General features: G+C 47.8%; 11 protein-coding genes. All 11 read left to right on the top strand.

What is annotated here, in order from left to right; all coding sequences use genetic code 11:
- Positions 1–101 precede the first annotated feature (101 nt).
- Complete coding sequence (locus H7T88_RS26295) at positions 102–665, top strand: hypothetical protein (protein ID WP_154984744.1); 564 nt, start codon at positions 102–104, stop codon at positions 663–665.
- Positions 666–813: 148 nt separating this feature from the next.
- Complete coding sequence (locus H7T88_RS26290; RefSeq protein WP_221791267.1) at positions 814–1089, top strand: alpha/beta-type small acid-soluble spore protein; 276 nt, start codon at positions 814–816, stop codon at positions 1087–1089.
- Between the two features lie 253 nt (positions 1090–1342).
- A complete protein-coding gene (gene metK, locus H7T88_RS26285; protein ID WP_221791266.1) occupies positions 1343–2545 on the top strand; it encodes a methionine adenosyltransferase in 1203 nt (400 codons plus the stop codon).
- A 257-nt stretch (positions 2546–2802) separates the two neighbouring features.
- The gene (locus H7T88_RS26280) at positions 2803–6519 is read left to right on the top strand and encodes a SwmB domain-containing protein (RefSeq protein WP_221791264.1); all 3717 of its coding nucleotides are present in this window, start codon (positions 2803–2805) and stop codon (positions 6517–6519) included.
- A 264-nt stretch (positions 6520–6783) separates the two neighbouring features.
- On the top strand, positions 6784–9507 hold the full coding sequence (locus H7T88_RS26275; protein ID WP_221791262.1) for a stalk domain-containing protein: 2724 nt from the start codon (positions 6784–6786) through the stop codon (positions 9505–9507).
- Positions 9508–9554: 47 nt separating this feature from the next.
- Entirely contained in the window at positions 9555–10715 is a 1161-nt protein-coding gene (locus H7T88_RS26270; RefSeq protein ID WP_090922925.1) for a sensor histidine kinase, read from the top strand.
- Positions 10716–10719: 4 nt separating this feature from the next.
- The gene (locus H7T88_RS26265) at positions 10720–11442 is read left to right on the top strand and encodes a response regulator transcription factor (protein ID WP_063567747.1); all 723 of its coding nucleotides are present in this window, start codon (positions 10720–10722) and stop codon (positions 11440–11442) included.
- A 234-nt stretch (positions 11443–11676) separates the two neighbouring features.
- A complete protein-coding gene (locus H7T88_RS26260) occupies positions 11677–12069 on the top strand; it encodes a hypothetical protein (protein WP_221791261.1) in 393 nt (130 codons plus the stop codon).
- A gap of 433 nt (positions 12070–12502) precedes the next feature.
- Positions 12503–14605 (top strand): helicase-related protein, encoded by a 2103-nt coding sequence (locus H7T88_RS26255; RefSeq protein WP_423246159.1) that lies wholly within the window; start codon positions 12503–12505, stop codon positions 14603–14605.
- 524 nt (positions 14606–15129) lie between these two features.
- A complete protein-coding gene (locus tag H7T88_RS26250; protein ID WP_221791259.1) occupies positions 15130–15645 on the top strand; it encodes a ComF family protein in 516 nt (171 codons plus the stop codon).
- Between the two features lie 260 nt (positions 15646–15905).
- Positions 15906–17575: fibronectin type III domain-containing protein (locus H7T88_RS26245; protein WP_221791257.1), on the top strand; the 1670-nt coding region annotated here is incomplete at its 3' end.

Below are 17575 nucleotides of genomic sequence, written 5' to 3'. Positions count from 1 at the left end.
CCTCGCTTCCCCATGCAGGGGAGCGAGGTTTTACTTGTCCCATCTGACCTTTTTCTCTATAGTTAAAGTTAATAGATTACCAGAGGAGGAACAAATTACAGATGAAACCTTATATGAAAGTCTCTTTGGCTGCACTGGCGATTGGTGTTGGCGTGTGGATCGGGGCGGTATATAACGATACGGCCATTGGTGCGGGTACGAGTCAACCGGGAACCGCAGATGATCCGGTGGTAACGAAGAGTTATGTGGATCAGCAGATTGCAAAAGCGCTGGGTGGCGGAGCTACTACAAGTCCAGGCGCGTCCACTGGCAACAATGGATCGACGGGAACAGGCAACACAGGCGGATCAAGCACTGATCCGGGGTTGCCGCCGCTGGTATCAGGTACAACCGATGCCGTAGAGATTGTAACCGTGAAGCCGGGTCAACAGCTCCTCGGCAAATCTGGCGCGGAGTTCATTGTACGTAGCGGTAAAGCTGTAATCGTCAGTGAGGGTACGAACGGTGTAGCCGATCTGACGGACGGGGTGGACCTGACGAATGGGCAGGCAGCGCCGACCAATCACCTGCTTTCTTTTCCAAGGGACGGACGTGGCATTACGGTTCTGGATGGTAACAAATACAGCCTGACGGTTATGGTACGCGGTGGATATACGTTGAAATAGGTTGTGCAGTTTGGTACGGAATTATTCTCTTTTATTTGCGGCCTATTGCTCAGATTAACCAGTTCTAACAATCATTAATACGGCTAGCCGGGCAAGTTCCTGCTCACTCTATACTTGTAGACAACCAACAAACGGAGGTGCAGTAACAATGGCTAGAAGTAATAAGAAGGTCATACCGGAAAGTCGTCAAATGCTCGATCAGATGAAGTACGAAATTGCTGCCGAGTTTGGTTTGAATGTTGGATATGGTGGTCGTAGCAGTTTAGCTGGTGCAGATACCGAGTTCGGTGGAGAGCTTGGCGCGATAAGTGATCATTCATATGGGCAATATAAAGGCTGGGGACATCTCACATCTCGGGAGAATGGATCGGTCGGTGGAGAGATTACGAAACGTTTGATTCGTCAGGCAGAACAGCACCTCTAGAACTCATACGTAACTGACCCTGAATTGACACCACTTGACAAATACGATAAGATGGCAGTTGAGGTATGCAACCTTTTCCACTAGGGAAAGGTTGATTTTTTGTTAAGGCAATTACCTGAAAAATCCTTGTCTTCGTTATTGCGGATCAGTGTCCTTATTATACTGTAAGCTTCTTCGAGGGTATAGTGAACGAATCGTCGTTATGTTTTGTTCGGGCAATCGCCATACTATAGTTATGGGAGGTTGAAACTTCATGTCTATTAAAGGCCGACATCTATTTACATCAGAGTCTGTAACCGAAGGACATCCGGATAAAATCTGCGATCAGATCTCGGACGCCGTATTGGACGCGTTTCTTGCGAACGATCCAAACGCTCGTGTAGCGTGCGAAGTTTCGGTAGCAACAGGTCTTGTGCTCGTTATTGGTGAGATCAGCTCTGCGTCTGAATATGTGGACATTCCGGCAATCGTACGGAATACAGTAAAAGAGATTGGGTACACTCGTGCCAAGTACGGTTTTGATTATAATACATGTGCGGTACTGACATCACTCAATGAACAGTCCGCTGATATTGCACAAGGTGTTAATGCCGCGCTGGAGCATCGTGATCCAGAGCAAATGGCACGTGAAACAGAGAACATTGGTGCAGGTGACCAAGGTTTGATGTTTGGTTTTGCAACGAACGAAACACCGGAGCTAATGCCGCTACCCATCGCATTGTCTCACCGTATTGCACGCCGCTTGGCGGAAGTGCGCAAGAACGGTATGCTGGATTACCTTCGTCCGGATGGCAAAACACAAGTGACGATCGAATACGACGGTGACAAGCCAGTACGTGTGGATACGATCGTTGTATCTACGCAGCACGCAGAAGAAACGACACTGGAGCAAATCCAGAAAGACATCAAAGAGCAGGTAATCCTGCCTGTTGTTCCAGCAGAGTTGCTGGATGAGCAGACGAAATATTTCATTAACCCGACAGGGCGTTTCGTTATTGGCGGACCACAAGGGGATGCGGGACTGACTGGACGTAAAATCATTGTTGATACATATGGTGGTTATGCACGTCATGGCGGTGGTGCGTTCTCAGGTAAAGATCCGACAAAAGTAGACCGTTCTGCAGCTTATGCCGCTCGTTATGTAGCGAAGAACCTGGTTGCTGCGGGTCTTGCTGACAAAGTGGAAATCCAGCTCGCTTATGCGATTGGTGTAGCTAATCCGGTTTCTATTAACGTAGATACATACGGAACAGGCAAAGTCAGCGAAGAGAAGCTGGTGGAGCTGGTACGTAACAACTTCGACCTTCGTCCTGCTGGCATCATCCGTATGCTGGATCTGCGTCGTCCGATCTACAGACAAACGGCTGCTTACGGTCACTTCGGCCGTACAGATCTCGATGTTCCTTGGGAACAAGTGGACAAAGCAGATCTGTTGAAAACGCAAGCGGGTCTGTAACACGTCAGGCAAACATAAAGCTCTTGGTTCCGTTTAGGAACCAGGGGCTTTTTTGTCATGAGTTCCTGAGAATCTTATTAAATATTAGGCTCTTGTGGCCAAGTCATATCGTAAAATAATCAATACACACTAATCCATAAATTAAATGTAATATATATCCAAATAACTAACAGATATTCCTTCTGTGGCCGACATACATATAGAGGTCTGTAAATCAGACATAAGGACTAAGGATTGAGGGGAAAGGATGGGTGTTTGTGAAGAATTGGACCCGTAAGGGATGGATTACACTATTAATCGTGATGTTAATGACACAGGGTTTGCTAGGCGGCTGGATAGGTGGGAATACAGCTTATGCCGCAGATGACTTGGCTGCGAAGGGAATTAGCGCCACATTACCTTTGTTAAATGCAACACAGGCAGACGGAACACAGCCGCTGAAGATTGAATTTACCAACCCGGTGAGAAAAGTAGCGAATACGCAAGAGTTAATCATTATCCACCGACTTTCGGATAACTCGGTTGTGCGTAGTATCAATGTTGGTGACCCGACTGTAAGTATTACACCTGATAATGTGGCTGTTGATCCAGATCTGGGAAAGGTGGTCACAATTACGCCTAGTCCTGCATTGCCAGCTGGAAGTTTCTATGTCTCTATTGGCAATCGATCTTTTGTATATGCGGATGGCCAAACTTTTTTTGAAGGACTGGATAAGGAGTGGACGTTCCATGTAGCTTCTGTAAATCCGGCTAAACTGCTGAATCGAACACCGCAAACGGCATCTACGGGCGTATCGCCTTCAGCAAATCTCACATTGACCTTTGATCAAGCGATGTCTAGAGGTACTGGAAAGCTACAGATTTATCAAGGGAATGAATTGTTTGAAGAGGTGGATGCGAACTCTTCGCAAATTAGTTTTAACAGTTCACAAACCATTGTGACAATTGACCCTGTTCGAAACTGGGCGAATAATAGCACCGTATACATAGCTATACCCGAAGGTTTTTTCCGTGATGCGCTTGGCAATGACACGGCTGCGATCCAGCGAATCGACTGGGGATTCAGTGTGATCTCCGATCCATCGGCTATCACAGTGGCTTCTTTGTCTCCAGCAAATGGAGCAACAGGCATAGCTCTTACGACGGAACTAAACGTAACCTTCACCAAAGAATTGGATACCAATTATTCCGCTCAAGCCATCCTGAGAAGTTCAAACGGCGGTACGGTGAACGCAACAACGATCATTAACAGCTCCAACAACCGTCAGCTGCGTATCATTCCGCAATCCAGCCTGACGAGTAACACAACGTATACGGTGGATATTCCGGGTAACGTCTTCCGGGATCGGTCCGGCAATCTGTTTACAGGCCTAACGGGGACAACCTCGTGGACGTTCAGAACCTTGTCTGTTGACACGACACCACCGGTGCTCAAAACAGCAAAAATGTACAGCAATACGATTATTCGTTTGACGTATGATGAATGGTTATCTACGTTTGACCTGTTGCCTTCCAGCTTTGCAGTGACGGTCAATGGAGATAATCGCAGTGTAAGTACGGCGTATGTTTCAGGGGATAGCGTGTATGTTGTGCTGGATACAGGTGTCGCTGTAGGACAAGTTGTGAAAGTAGCTTATACCGTCCCGACGACAACTTCACGCAGAGTTCAGGACTTGTCCCTGAATGCAGCGGTCTCCTTCTCGGCACGAGATGTAGAGAATGGACTGGACTCGATCATGTCCAAACCTCGTGAAGGTGTGGCATATACAAACAGCATCGTTCTCTACTATCCGGAGACGGTATATATTAACTCCGGTGATGCGTATAAACAGTTCAGTGTTACTGCCGATGGCAAAACCATTGGCGTAAGAAGCATCTCAACCAACACTAGCTCACAGGTTACGTTGAACCTTAGTTCTTCAATTAGCAATGGTGAGGTGGTACGAGTATCGTATCAGCCAGATGACCAGCCTGTAAAAGATAGCCGCGGGCAGCCGCTTGCAGGTTTCAGCGGTTTCTATGTGCGGAACAGTAATGATTCAAAGCCGCCTGTATTCCAGAAGGCTGAAGTTAATGCTAATAAGCTGTGGATGTATTACAATGAGCCGCTAAGCCGGTTAAACAAACCGATGAATAATCAATATTCGGTACTGGCAGACGGCAAAGCGATCTTTGTTAACAATGTGGACATTGATGATGATCTGGTGACACTAACGCTGACAACTCCAGTGACAAGTACGCAAGTGGTGACGTTATCTTATGTACCGGGAACCTCTCGCTTGACGGATATGGCTAACAATCAGGCCGCTTTGCTGGATCTTGTACCTGTGACACAGACCTTCGGAAACGGTACAATTCTGTCCGGTATTCTGCAGGGAGATACGGTCCAGATTAACTTCCGAAACACATTAAAATCAGAAGCTGTACTGACTCCCTCGCAATTTAAAGTACAGTCTGGCAATGAAATCATTCCGGTTAGCTCCGCCTCGGTTAATGGGTCTGTTGTGACGGTTAAAATGTCCAAAGCTGCTCAGACCGGACAGGTTGCTACAGTGACGTACACCCCAGGTGGCGTTCAGCTTAGAGATGCTTTGAATACAGAAGTGGCTGCGTTCGGACCATTGACGTTGCAAGAGAAGGCAGCGACTACGACGCCAACAGATAATACATCGTTAGGACTCCCGGCGTGGCTGACGGAACGTAATGCAAATAACTCCGGTTTTGCTCAAAGTATGTTAATTCTAAGTACAGATGCAGCAACAGCTAAGATGGCAGCATCTCGTTATAACCGAACAATACAGCAGTACACACTGGACGAAAATAAACTTGAACAGGCGTTCAATTATGCCTCGAACAGCTTTAAGTTGAATCAACCGATCATATTCGAAGTCCCAACGACGAGTGAAGCAGCCTATGTGGGTATTCCATTCCACAAGCTATCCCAACTGGCAGGCAAATATCGTGCAGGTACGATCGGTGTCAAATATAAAGACAATGTATGGATGGTCCCTCTTGCAGACCTGAAGTTTGTAACAATGGGACAAAGTGCGGGAATCACAACGGCTCCAGGGACAGCGACCCTGTACGTACAGATGGAGCCTGTGCCAAGACTTTCAGCAGGTGCCATGGACTTCATGTTATCAAGATCCAACGCACAGAGTCTGGGAGAAGCAACAGAAACCTATGTTACGCTCTTTAATGGAAACACGGGGAAGAGTGTAGAGCAAAATATTAAAAGTGAATATTTAACGAAGGTGCCTGGAAACACATCTACACTGTTAACAACCTTGACAGCGATTGACCCCAACTCACAATCGTTATCGTATATACCAACGGCTTATCGAACCTCTTCGACAGGGATCGTAGCACGTGGTTTGTTGGATGGAAACCGCGTGATTGCGCCGATCACCCATCTGGTCAGCTTCCCTAAAGCGTCGGACTGGTCTAGGGAAGCGTTAACGGAACTCGCTTCCAAATGGATTATCACTTCAGATAATCTGGACAAGTATAATACCAAAACGAATATCACTCGTGCCGAGTTTGCTGAACTTGTTGCAAGAGGTTTGGGACTCAAACCGGATGCATCTGCAACATCATTTACAGACCTTGGCAGAAAACCTGAGACCAATGGATATATTGGTGCTGCAGTGAAGGCAAAGATTATTCAAGGGGTAGGCAATGGGAAGTTCCAGCCAAACAGCCCGGTCACGCGTGAACAAATGGCGATTATGCTCGTCAAAGCAATGGATTTCGTAGGCCAGCCTCCGGCACTTCAGGAAAAGGCCGAGGATACGCTCAAGGTATTTAAGGATAAAGCCGAGATCAAAGGTTCCAAGGATTCTGTAGCAAAAGCCGTGCAAACAGGCATCATCCAAGGGCACCTCGATGAGACTTTCAGACCTACGGGTAAGGCAACGAGAGAACAAGCAGCAGTGATGTTAAAACGGATGTTGGATCGGATTGGTTATCTGTAGATATATTGAACTGGATACAAACCCATTCAATATGGAGGTTTAAATAGTAATATGCAGGATGATTCCCAGGTATGGAGGTTTACTCTATACCTGGGTCTTTTTTTACCAGAAAAGCCCTTAATATTCATGATTAACGTAACTTTTTCTACAAAAAACAGTCTATTAATAGAAGGGTATGCTAGGGATCACGCTGTGAGACTGTCACTAGGCAGGATCTGTGTGATATCTAAGATTGATATACAAGATGGGAGAGACGTTTCGAACATGCTGGGGAAACATGGGAAACAGCTGGAAGGCGTTAAGTACAATAAGGCAAAGAAATGGGCAATTGTAACACTGGCAGGTGTGATCTGGATTGCGCCTGTGATGAGTGCAGGTGGACAGATGTGGTCAGGAACTTCGTGGCAATCCGTAGCCGCGGCGGCATCGACGAATACGAGCAAGCTGGGCGAAGAGATTTTGACTTCGGGTGCGAAGCTCATGAAATACAGATATACGACAACACGTTCAGGTTCGAAGGTAAGTGTGCTTGCCGATGTGATCCAGGTAGACTTGCAAAATCCATACTTGAAACTGGATGTAATGACAGGCAAGGGAAATAAATTAAACAGTAAACAAAGCACTGGCGGTATGGCGAAGGAAAACGGCGCGGTCGCTGCGGTGAACGGAGATTATTTTAACGTATCCGGAGAAATGTCACCGATCGGCGGTCAAGTTTCTGACGGTGTATTGGTGTCTACGCCTTCGGAACTGAAGGGCATGTATGCTCTCACGGTAACCAAAGATGGCAAGCCGATGATTGATGAATATTCATTTGACGGCACAGTAAAGGCGCAGGATGGTTCAACATTCGCTCTGCGTGGGATAAATAAGGAGGACTATACGGTTGAAACGGGAGCGGGTACATACAGCCATGTGAACTCCATGTATATTTATACACCTGCATGGACGTCGACCAAACGTCCGAATGATCCTTCCACAACGCCGACGGAGGTACTCGTTCAGAATGGTGTCATCACGCAAATTTCGGATAAAAAGGCATTAAATATGACCGTACCGCCGGACGGGTATATCCTCCGTGCACATGGTACAGCGGCAACATGGGTCATGAGTCACTTGTCTGTTGGACAAACAGTTGGAGCAGATTACAAGTTGGTTGCCAAAACGACAGGACAGTCTGTTGACCCGAATAATCTGGACATGATGATTGGCGGTCATACAATTCTGGTAAACGGAGGTCAGGCTGCTTCCTTCTCGCGGAATATTGCTTCTTCTGGCATAGGTGGTGTTCGTGCCAGAACCGCGGTAGGATATTCTCAGGATGGGCGGTATGTGTATATTATTGCAGCCGAGAAAAACGGCAACAGCAGCGGCATGTCCTTGACCGAATTACAGTCATTTATGACCAGTATCGGGGTATGGAAAGGCATGAATCTGGATGGCGGCGGATCAACGACAATGGTTACACGTCCACTGGGTGAACAATCCGCAAGTCTCACATTTAACACCGAGTACGGCACCGAGCAACGTCAAGTTGTGAATACACTTGGAGTGTTCTCTACGGCACCTGAAGGCAAGTTGAAAGGTTTTGCGGTAAGTGGCAGTCAGACGTTGCTTGCTGGTCAGGAAGGTAAATATTCCGCGAAAGGGTATGACACGTACTACAACCCAATCGCGACAGGTAATATTCCGTTGACTTGGAAATCCAGCAATAACGGTATTGTCAGCGTGAGCAACGGAACGATTAAAGGTGTGAAGCCAGGTACAGCAACGTTGACGGCAACAAGTAGCGGAGCGTCTTCTTCCATCAAAGTAACGGTTCTTGGTGGCAACGAACTGGCATCTTTGACTGCCGGATCTGGTCTGGGATCACTTCAAGCGGGAACAACCGTCTCGATTCCAGTGACAGCTACAACGAAGAGTGGGCAAAGCGTGACGGTACCAGCCGATTCCCTGACATGGGAATTTATTGGATTTAAAGGTAAAGTGGCTGGAGATCAGTTAACCGTATCTTCGGTGAATGACGGAGCACAGGTTGGTTATGCGATTGGCCGTTACGATGGCTACAGCACGGTTATTGTACTCTCTGCGGCAGCAAGTGAAACGATCTGGGAGAATTTCGAAAATGTGAACTATCCGATTAATTTCACCACCAATGCAGCAGGTGTAACCGGATCAGCCGCAGTTGTATCAGGAACGGGTGAAAAAGCTAGCTCGAAGGTGTTACAACTCAGCTACGATATGACGGGTGGAACCGGTAAAATGTATGCTTATGCACAACTGAACGGTTCAACAGGCAGAGACGTATCAGCAGCCGCAACGTCCATGTCGATGGATGTGATGGGTGACAAGAGTCTGAACTGGCTACGTGCAGAATTTACGGATGCTAAAGGCAAAACGGTATATGCCGATCTGGCTAAAGCCATCGACTGGAATGGATGGAAGAAGGTTAATGTTGACCTGAATGGACTGAACATCGCTTATCCGGCGATACTGAAACGTGTGTATGTCGTGAATGTAGAAGAGGGACAGGATGAGCGCGCGATGACGGGAACGGTTGCGTTCGACAATATTGCGTTCACCATGCCTTCTAAATCCAGCGAAGTTGGATTGCCTGCGGGTACAGCTTCACTGGTACTTGGACAGAAGTCTATGACAGTAAACGGGACAACAAAGACTATTGATGCAACACCGGTGCTTAAGAATGGAACTACGTATGTACCGATCAAACATGTACTGGATGCCTTTGGAGGACAGGCGAAGTGGGACAGCAAAAATCAGCGGATTACAGTAATCCGCGGCAGCAAACTGATCGATCTGGTGGTAGGTCAGAAAGAATTTGTTCTCAATGGCAAAAGACAGAGTGCAACAGTTGCACCTTACGTAAGTGGGGGTAGGACTTTAGTCCCTCTCAGACTCGTTTCCGAGCAACTTGGGCTGACTGTAAAATGGGAACAGAACACGAAGACCGTTACCATCTCATCGTGATATGGTATGATATATACCGGAAACGATAGAAATGGAGTCGAACAAACGTGGATTTACAAGCCGATGCCATAGACCGCGTCATAAAAAACGCCATACAAGTCATGGAAAACAGCAAATATCAAATGTTTGAAATCATGGACTCCACTCGCGATGAGCTGAAGACGCTCAATGAAGAGTTGAAGTCGGTGCTGAAGGAAACGGCGGAAACGATCGAGAAAGTAGATCAATTGGAGCTGAATTACCGCCGTTCCCGGATCCGGCTTACAGAGGTGAGCCGCGACTTTGTCCGTTATTCGGAGCATGATATCAAACAGGCGTATGAAAAAGCGACACAGCTACAGCTGGATCTGATGATTTATCGTGAGAAGGAAATGTATCTAAAGGCCCGTCGGGATGATCTGCAGAAGCGTGCCAAAAATGTGGAGGCTTCTGTAGAACGTGCCGAGACGATTGGTTCGCAGATGGGCGTTGTGCTAGAATACTTGTCAGGAGAGCTGGGTCAGGTGACCCGGATTATCGAGTCTGCCAAGAATCGACAAATGATTGGTTTGAAAATAATTTTGGCCCAGGAGGAAGAGCGGAAACGTATTGCCCGCGAGATTCATGACGGGCCTGCGCAGATGCTTGCCAATCTAGTGCTTAGGACGGAAATTGTAGAAAGAATGCTCATGAAGCAGGATTTTAAGATGGTTCAGGCCGAAATAGTAGATTTGAAAGGCCAGGTTCGTTCAAGTCTTGAAGAAATGAGAAAAGTTATATTCAATCTGCGTCCTATGGCACTGGATGATCTGGGATTGATTCCAACGCTTCGAAAGTATGTGCAGGATTTTGAAGTAAAAACAAAAATCCGGTCGCTTTTTGAAACAAGAGGCAAGGAACATCGTCTCTCATCTGCAATGGAGGCTGCAATCTACCGTCTCGTGCAGGAAGGTCTGTCTAATGCTGCCAAGCATGCTTATCCCACATATGTTGTCGTAGAAATTACATACCAGGCTCAGCTCGTCAAAATTGTCGTTCAGGACAATGGGCTTGGGTTCAAACCGGAGCTTCTTGCCAAGAAAAGCAAGGATCACAACCACTTCGGTCTGATCGGGATGAGAGAACGGGTTGAACTGTTAGAAGGAAGAATAGAGATTGAATCCGCAGAGAACCAGGGAACCAAAATAGTCATTCATATCCCGACAAACGTGGATAAGGGAAAGGAGTAGCAGGATGGAAAACCGTGATACTGGAAAAACATCAATTAAAGTTCTCTTGGCTGATGATCATCAGCTGTTCCGAGAGGGCTTGAAACGCATTTTAAATATGGAGGACGACATTGAGGTCATCGGGGAATGTGGCGATGGCATTCAAGTGCTTGAATTCTGTAATCAGGATAAACCCGATATCGTTCTGATGGACATTAACATGCCTGTAGAGAACGGCGTCGAAGCTACGGAGAAACTGCGCGAGCTGTTCCCGGATGTAAAAGTTATTATTCTGTCCATTCATGATGATGAAAGTTATGTATTCGAAACACTCCGTAAGGGAGCCAACGGATATTTGCTGAAGGATATGGAAGCAGAGTCGCTGATCAACGCGATTCGTTCCGTTCATGAAGGTCATGCATTTATTCATCCTAAAGTAACGGGCAAGCTGATTATGCAACTTCGTCGTATGACGTATCTTAACGAAACAGGTGCGATGAGCGAAGGCGCTTCGAAGGAAGCAGGCGTTAAATTTGTTGCTGGAGACAATAACCCGCTGACACGTCGTGAAGCTGAGGTATTGCGTTTAATGGCTGAGGGTAAGAGCAACAAGATGATTGGTGAATTTTTGTTCATCAGTGAAAAAACAGTGAAAAACCATGTCAGCAGCATTCTGCAGAAGATGGAAGTGGACGACCGTACACAGGCCGTTATTAACTCCATCAAATATGGCTGGGTTACACTCTAATTCTAAGAATTGTTATACAGGTATCTACTCGCGCCCTATCCAGTATGGATTGGTTTGCGGGTTGATGGACTTTATCACTGTACATGAACACAGTGTAAGGGTGTCCTGAACATTGGTTCAGGCGGGCACCGACTGGTTGTTTGGCTGTAACCCTTCGGAATACGCTGCATATACTGCGGTATACAGGGATGTTCGCCATGGGTGAACATGACCTTCCGAGGAGGTGCAGTTGCCATGGTTGCTCATCTGACTATGATTCTGCTCATATACTTCCTGGCGGCAATGGCCGTTCATCTTATGCACCAGCGCCATACTTCCCGCCCGGAGTCCGAAGGCTTCGAGCAGATTTTGCTCATTCCTTCCAATCAGGTAGGACGGATTGAAGGCATTATTCGATCACTTTGTCTGGAATTATTATATCGCGGCAAGAGCTTTACATTAACGGTGGTCGCCGAGCAACAAGAGGCAGAGACGATAACCATTATTGAGAAGATGATGCAAAGGCAAGGCATGGAGCTGTCTTATCTGCCTGCTGTGCCAGCAGAACTTGAACATACCGGGCAGAGGCATGGTGACTATCGCCTCATTGATCTGCGTAGGTCCAATGATGAAGCTGGGTGCAGATAATCCTCACATTTTACACGTTTGCAGACGTTGATATGCCGATTCGATATGAGAAAGATTACAGCTTGTTGCTGTAATCTTTTTTTTGTAATTGTAGCCAAGTCTGCCTTTAAATTGAATATGGGTTTTATTGCAATCTATGGTTAAAGACTGGATTTATCACTTCAAATGATGCTGAAGAAGCATTTTGAAGTCAGAAGTCTTAACTTAGAAGTATAGACTGATAAAATTGGAAAAAGTTGCGCATATACAAAGGGAAAATTCCAAACTTTTAAATGAGTTAATACGTTACGTTAAGGTTGTCTTGACGGACAGAATGCAAAACCATATACTTGATTTATATGGAAATTGAGGAAGAACAGAGTCGAATTAAGTAGCTGAAGGAACGGGATACGATGAGGTTGAAATTCGAAATGCTTTAGAAGATGGTCATCGTATGAATAATTATAATCACTGTGATATGCAGAATGGACATGAAGCACATGCTCCGGCGAAGCCGTCGGTCAGCATGTGCTTTTTTTTGTTTTTCGGATACGAACAGGGGAGGGAAGACGCGATGCAGGTTGGGGTTTACGTGTACCGGGCGGAGGAAGAGTGGGATATGGTCATGTCTCTCGACATTCAGGTGGATGTCATGTGGTGGCTTGAGGGCATGAGTGGACGGCATGTGCAACAATGGCTGGTGTTAAGCATGCATCTTCCGTTAAGTCAGGCATCGTGGCTGGTAAATCAATTCGTACCCGAGCGTAGCATGGATATGTGGCGTATGGAGGCGTGGCAAAGCTACTTCAATACAAAGCTGGACTTGTATGAGCATCTCTCGGGTGAAATAGAAGCAAGGAGAGCGTTGACCGAACAGGCGGAAGTGAGAAGATGGAAGAATGGAAGTAGATTGGACAGAGGGGAGAACGATAAAAGGGGAAAAGGAATTGGTAGGGATGGAGGGAAAGGGACTGCAGCTATGCGTGCAGTTAGGGTTGGCGGGATGCCGAAGCCATATCCCGCCGAGTATTGGGCTCAGCTGGAGCAGTGCGCAGCTCTGCTGGCTGAGCGGATGAACGGCCGCCAATTACTGGCGGCCGAGGCCGAGGCGCTGCTGGCGGCGGAGCCCGCCATGCCGCCAGGGGGCTGGCGCGCGGCTGCGCAGCTCGCGCGCTTGCATGGGCGGCTGCAGCTCACAGCCGCCCTCGAAGGGCCTGCCACGCGCCGCAGGTTCGCGTGGCTCGGCCGCGCGCGAAGCGCACCCCGCTGCCACCGCTGTGGCAGCGAAGCCAGGCAGCGCGTGCCCTGCGCTGCCTGCGGCCTGGCGGCGTGCGCCTACTGCGAGGCATGCCTCGCGCTAGGGCGCAGCCGTGCTTGTGCGCTGCTGCTACGCAGTGCAGCGCAAGGGGCCGTGCCCGCACGCGGCGAAGCATCGCGTGGCACGGCCCTGGCCCCCACCGGCGGCGGACTCGCCCGGTGGGGGCTAAGCGCAGCGCAGAGCGCGGCAGCTGCCGCGGCGCTCGCGTTTTTGGCCCGGCCGCCCGCAGGGGATGGGCCGGGGCGGTTCTTGCTCTGGGCCGTGACCGGGGCCGGCAAGACGGAAATGATATTCCCACTAATCCAGCACACCCTGGATCATGGGGGACGAGCGTTGGTCGCTACACCGCGCAGGGATGTTGTGCTGGAGCTGGCTCCGCGCCTTGCCAAAGCATTCCCGGACATCTCGCTCGCAACGCTCTATGGCGGAAGTTCGGAGCGCTGGAAAGACGCGCAGCTTACTCTGGCCACCACACACCAGCTTATGCGTTTTTACCAAGGTTTTGATCTGGTGATCATCGACGAACTTGATGCATTTCCTTATCATAACGATCCCATGCTGGCCCATGCCGCTACATCTTGCTGTAAACCGGAGGGGCATTTTATTTATTTGTCCGCTACGCCGCCAACCCGTTTGCAACGCGAGGTCGCTTTGGGCAAACTTGCTCATGCCAAAGTGCCTGTCCGCTTCCATCGACATCCGCTACCTGTACCGAAGCTGGTTAACATGCCTACTGTGGCACAATGCATCAAACGCAAACAACTTCCAGCTACCATTGTGAGCAGCATTCGTACCTCCTTACAACGTGATGCTCAGGTATTTGTTTTTGTAACGCGTATCGCCCAGATTGAGTCCTTTGTGCACCTGATGCGTCGGACTTTTCCTGCGATATCAATTGAAGGCACTTCATCGCAGGATGCGGAGCGGGCCGCCAAAGTCATTGCATTTCGTGAACGCTCCATCCGTCTGCTTGTGACAACCACCATCTTGGAGCGAGGCGTGACGATTTCGCGTAGCGATGTATTTATTCTGGATGCAGACAACGGACTTTTCGACGAGGCTTCGCTCGTACAGATGGCAGGCCGGGCAGGGCGCTCCTTGGATGATCCGGCAGGCCGTGTCGTATTTGCTGCATCCCGCCGTACTCGTTCCCAAGTGAAAGCTGTATCCCAGATTCGCAAAATGAACGCGATTGCCCGTCGCAAAGGTTACCTCCGTACGCCAGCTCCAAGATCATAGTCATCATTACATCAACATACACAACTGAACTTGAATAGGCTCACTACAGACTAATCGTTTATGTGAACCATTATTTACACCAGTATCCACCTTCAAACAAAACTATTCCATCGCTACACAAGCACTAGTGGTCTTCACACATACTAACCGAACGTGTATTACATACTTTATGCTCGCTACGTCGTCTCGTTATATCGTTAAGAAAGGAGAAGCACCTCATGTTCAGTTATATTTCTCATATCTTCGAGCATGTTCAGCGTTTAACCGGACAACTCCATAAGCTGCTTGGCCCGCCGGGTTCACCATGTTTGACCTGTGGAACCCGTGCGGTGTTGTCCTCACGTTATCCCGGGATCTGCCCGCGTTGTGTACAGCAGATTCCATGGATTCGATCGATCCGTTGCCAGCGCTGTGGACGTGGTGTAGGATGCCCTGACTGTGTGCGCCCGCATATGCAACATCGCTCTTTCTTCTGCAATCGTAGCGCCGTCCAGTATAACGATCTAATGAAAGATTGGATAAGCATGTACAAATTTCGAGGCTATGAGCGCTATGCCCCGCTACTAACTGCTATGTTAACTCAAGCTTTTCAAGCGATGAGTGAAGAACTGACTCTTATATATGAAAAAGAAACCGGGAAGCCGCTATGGCGACCGGATGCGGTCACGTATGTGCCCGTGAGCGACGAGCGTCTGGCCGAACGCGGCTTTAATCAGGCGGAGCGTCTGGCAACAGGGCTTGCCATCACCGCTGGTTTGCCCTGTGTTGATCTGTTGCAACGCCAGATCAACACAGGGAAACAAAGCTTCAAGTCTCGCGCCGAGCGATTCGAGACGATGAAACATGCCTTTTCTATCAAGCTTGATGAATTTGATTTCAGCCTGCTCAAGAATTACAGCAAGCCGTTTAAATTACTTTTAATTGATGACATCTACACGACCGGAAGTACGTTAGACGCTTGTGGGCATGTCATTTTACATGCCGCAAGTAAAGCCGGCGTAACGGTGGAGATTTATACACTTACATTAGCCAGATCGTAGCCTGTCTTGATGAGGAGGAGGATGTGTTACAGGAACGTTTGCTCTTATATTAATGACTAAATGTTTGTGAATCTGTTTTTTGTGAATTCGAGATTTGATAGTCCAGTTGTTTGATGATATATCGATTGAAAGCGTTACAAGAAAATTTTTACATGTTAAAAAGAGGAATCAATGTTATCTCGTAGAATAGATAGTTCTGTCATTCACCACAAGTGATCCTAGGAGTGGGGCAAACATATCTTTTGAAGGGGAGAACAACATTGGTTGCAGGGAGAAGAAAAAACGGCTTTTATTTATGGACTGTCCGTGTACTGGTATTCATGCTGGTATTCGGTCAGTTTGGCGTGTACGGGGGGAACCGGGCACATGCCGCAACGAGTAGCAGGGTTGTTTCCAGCAGTTACGACTACCATTATGTCCTTACAGAGCAAGATGGGAATCTTCGTGTCAATCAAAAAGCAATTGATCTCAGATGGGCAAGAGATTATAGCTTGAATTCGTCGGGATATTCATTTTCTCGAAGACAGTCTGTTTCGGGAACAGTTCCGAAAATGACGAATGTAGCATTTGGTACATACACATCTACTTATGCTGGGAAAGTAGAAAAGGCGATCATGATCGATTTTTCAGAAATCTGGCACTACTACACGGTGATGGAATATAGACAATCCGGTACAAGCGTGGGGCAGTGGGATATATCTCATGTGGATGTCTTTGGATATGAAACGCCACGATATGTACAAAACTTCGAAGCGACTCAGCTTAGTCTGGTTGTTAATGCGGATACAGGTGTTGTTGTCGATTTTGTCTCCAACCTTAACCCGTATTACACCCGAAAAGCAGAATCTTTTAGTTTTGTGAAGGAATCAGCTACCAATCCTCCAATCACATCCACCCCGGAAATTCCGGTGAACTTAAGTGCCGCGGCTACTGATGTTGCGGCCAATCTTGCATGGGGTGCTGCCAAACAGGCTGTCCAATATGAGATTGAGGAGAATGGGACCATTAAAGGCCCATTTTATGGTGTTGGTTATGCGAGCACTCAGTTATCCCCAAACACTTTATATACCTATAGGGTACGCGGGGTGAACAAACTTGGAACAGGTGAATGGAGTGAACCTTATACCCTGACCACACTGCTGAAGAAACCTGTTCTGACAGTAGTAGCAGAAGAAAGCAAGAATACAGTTCAATGGAACGCAGTTGAATACGCGGATCGTTACCAGTTGCAAATCGACGGCGGAACACCGATTGAGCTTGGTAATGTTACTTCTTATGAGCATGGAGCGCTTGAAGCCAACTCTACGCATACGTATACGCTCAAAGCTTATTCGGCTGCAAATGAGAGCGATTGGAGCGTAACTGTAAAACAGTTGACCGTACCTGATCGTGCAGATGGATTCAAGATAACGGATGCTACGTTAAACAAACTGTCATTATCTTGGAGTGCAGTAAAAGGGGCTACAGGTTATGACGTGGAGATTGACGGTACAATCGTTGCTGTCACTGGCACCACATACAATAAAACAGGTCTGACACCGAATACCGAATATACATTTAGAATCAGACCTAAAAATGCAGGAGGGCCAGGAAGCTGGAGTCAGGCTATCACAGGAACGACTCAGATGAGCACACCGGTTATTCAAACGAATGCAACACAAGAGGAAATTATCCTCGTATGGCCAGCAATTGAGGGAGCTACTTCCTATGAAGTTGAGGTAGATGGAGTGGTTATCGGAGGCATAACGGAACCCATCTACACGCATACAGCACTTAAAGCGGGAACAGTACACAAATACCGTGTGCGTGCTATTAATAGCAACAATACAAGTGCTTGGACTGCAGTAAAATCACAAACTACACTGCCTGACTCTGTCAGTGGTCTGGCGATTAACACTGTGACCAATGCAGCCATTGCGTTAAAATGGAA

The sequence above is a fragment of the Paenibacillus cucumis (ex Kampfer et al. 2016) genome, from assembly GCF_019748695.1.
In the GTDB taxonomy this organism is placed as follows: domain Bacteria; phylum Bacillota; class Bacilli; order Paenibacillales; family Paenibacillaceae; genus Paenibacillus; species Paenibacillus polysaccharolyticus.
Note: the sequence above shows the minus strand (reverse complement) of the source record. Positions and strands in the feature narration are given on the sequence as shown.

Excerpts from the sequence above, each read along its gene's own strand:
- H7T88_RS26295 (WP_154984744.1), top strand. The coding sequence starts at position 102 with ATGAAACCTTATATGAAAGTCTCTTTGGCTGCACTGGCGATTGGTGTT.
- metK (WP_221791266.1), top strand. The coding sequence starts at position 1,343 with ATGTCTATTAAAGGCCGACATCTATTTACATCAGAGTCTGTAACCGAA.
- H7T88_RS26275 (WP_221791262.1), top strand. The coding sequence starts at position 6,784 with ATGCTGGGGAAACATGGGAAACAGCTGGAAGGCGTTAAGTACAATAAG.
- H7T88_RS26260 (WP_221791261.1), top strand. The coding sequence starts at position 11,677 with ATGGTTGCTCATCTGACTATGATTCTGCTCATATACTTCCTGGCGGCA.
- H7T88_RS26250 (WP_221791259.1), top strand. The coding sequence starts at position 15,130 with ATGTACAAATTTCGAGGCTATGAGCGCTATGCCCCGCTACTAACTGCT.
- H7T88_RS26290 (WP_221791267.1), top strand. The coding sequence starts at position 814 with ATGGCTAGAAGTAATAAGAAGGTCATACCGGAAAGTCGTCAAATGCTC.
- H7T88_RS26255 (WP_423246159.1), top strand. The coding sequence starts at position 12,503 with ATGAATAATTATAATCACTGTGATATGCAGAATGGACATGAAGCACAT.
- H7T88_RS26265 (WP_063567747.1), top strand. The coding sequence starts at position 10,720 with ATGGAAAACCGTGATACTGGAAAAACATCAATTAAAGTTCTCTTGGCT.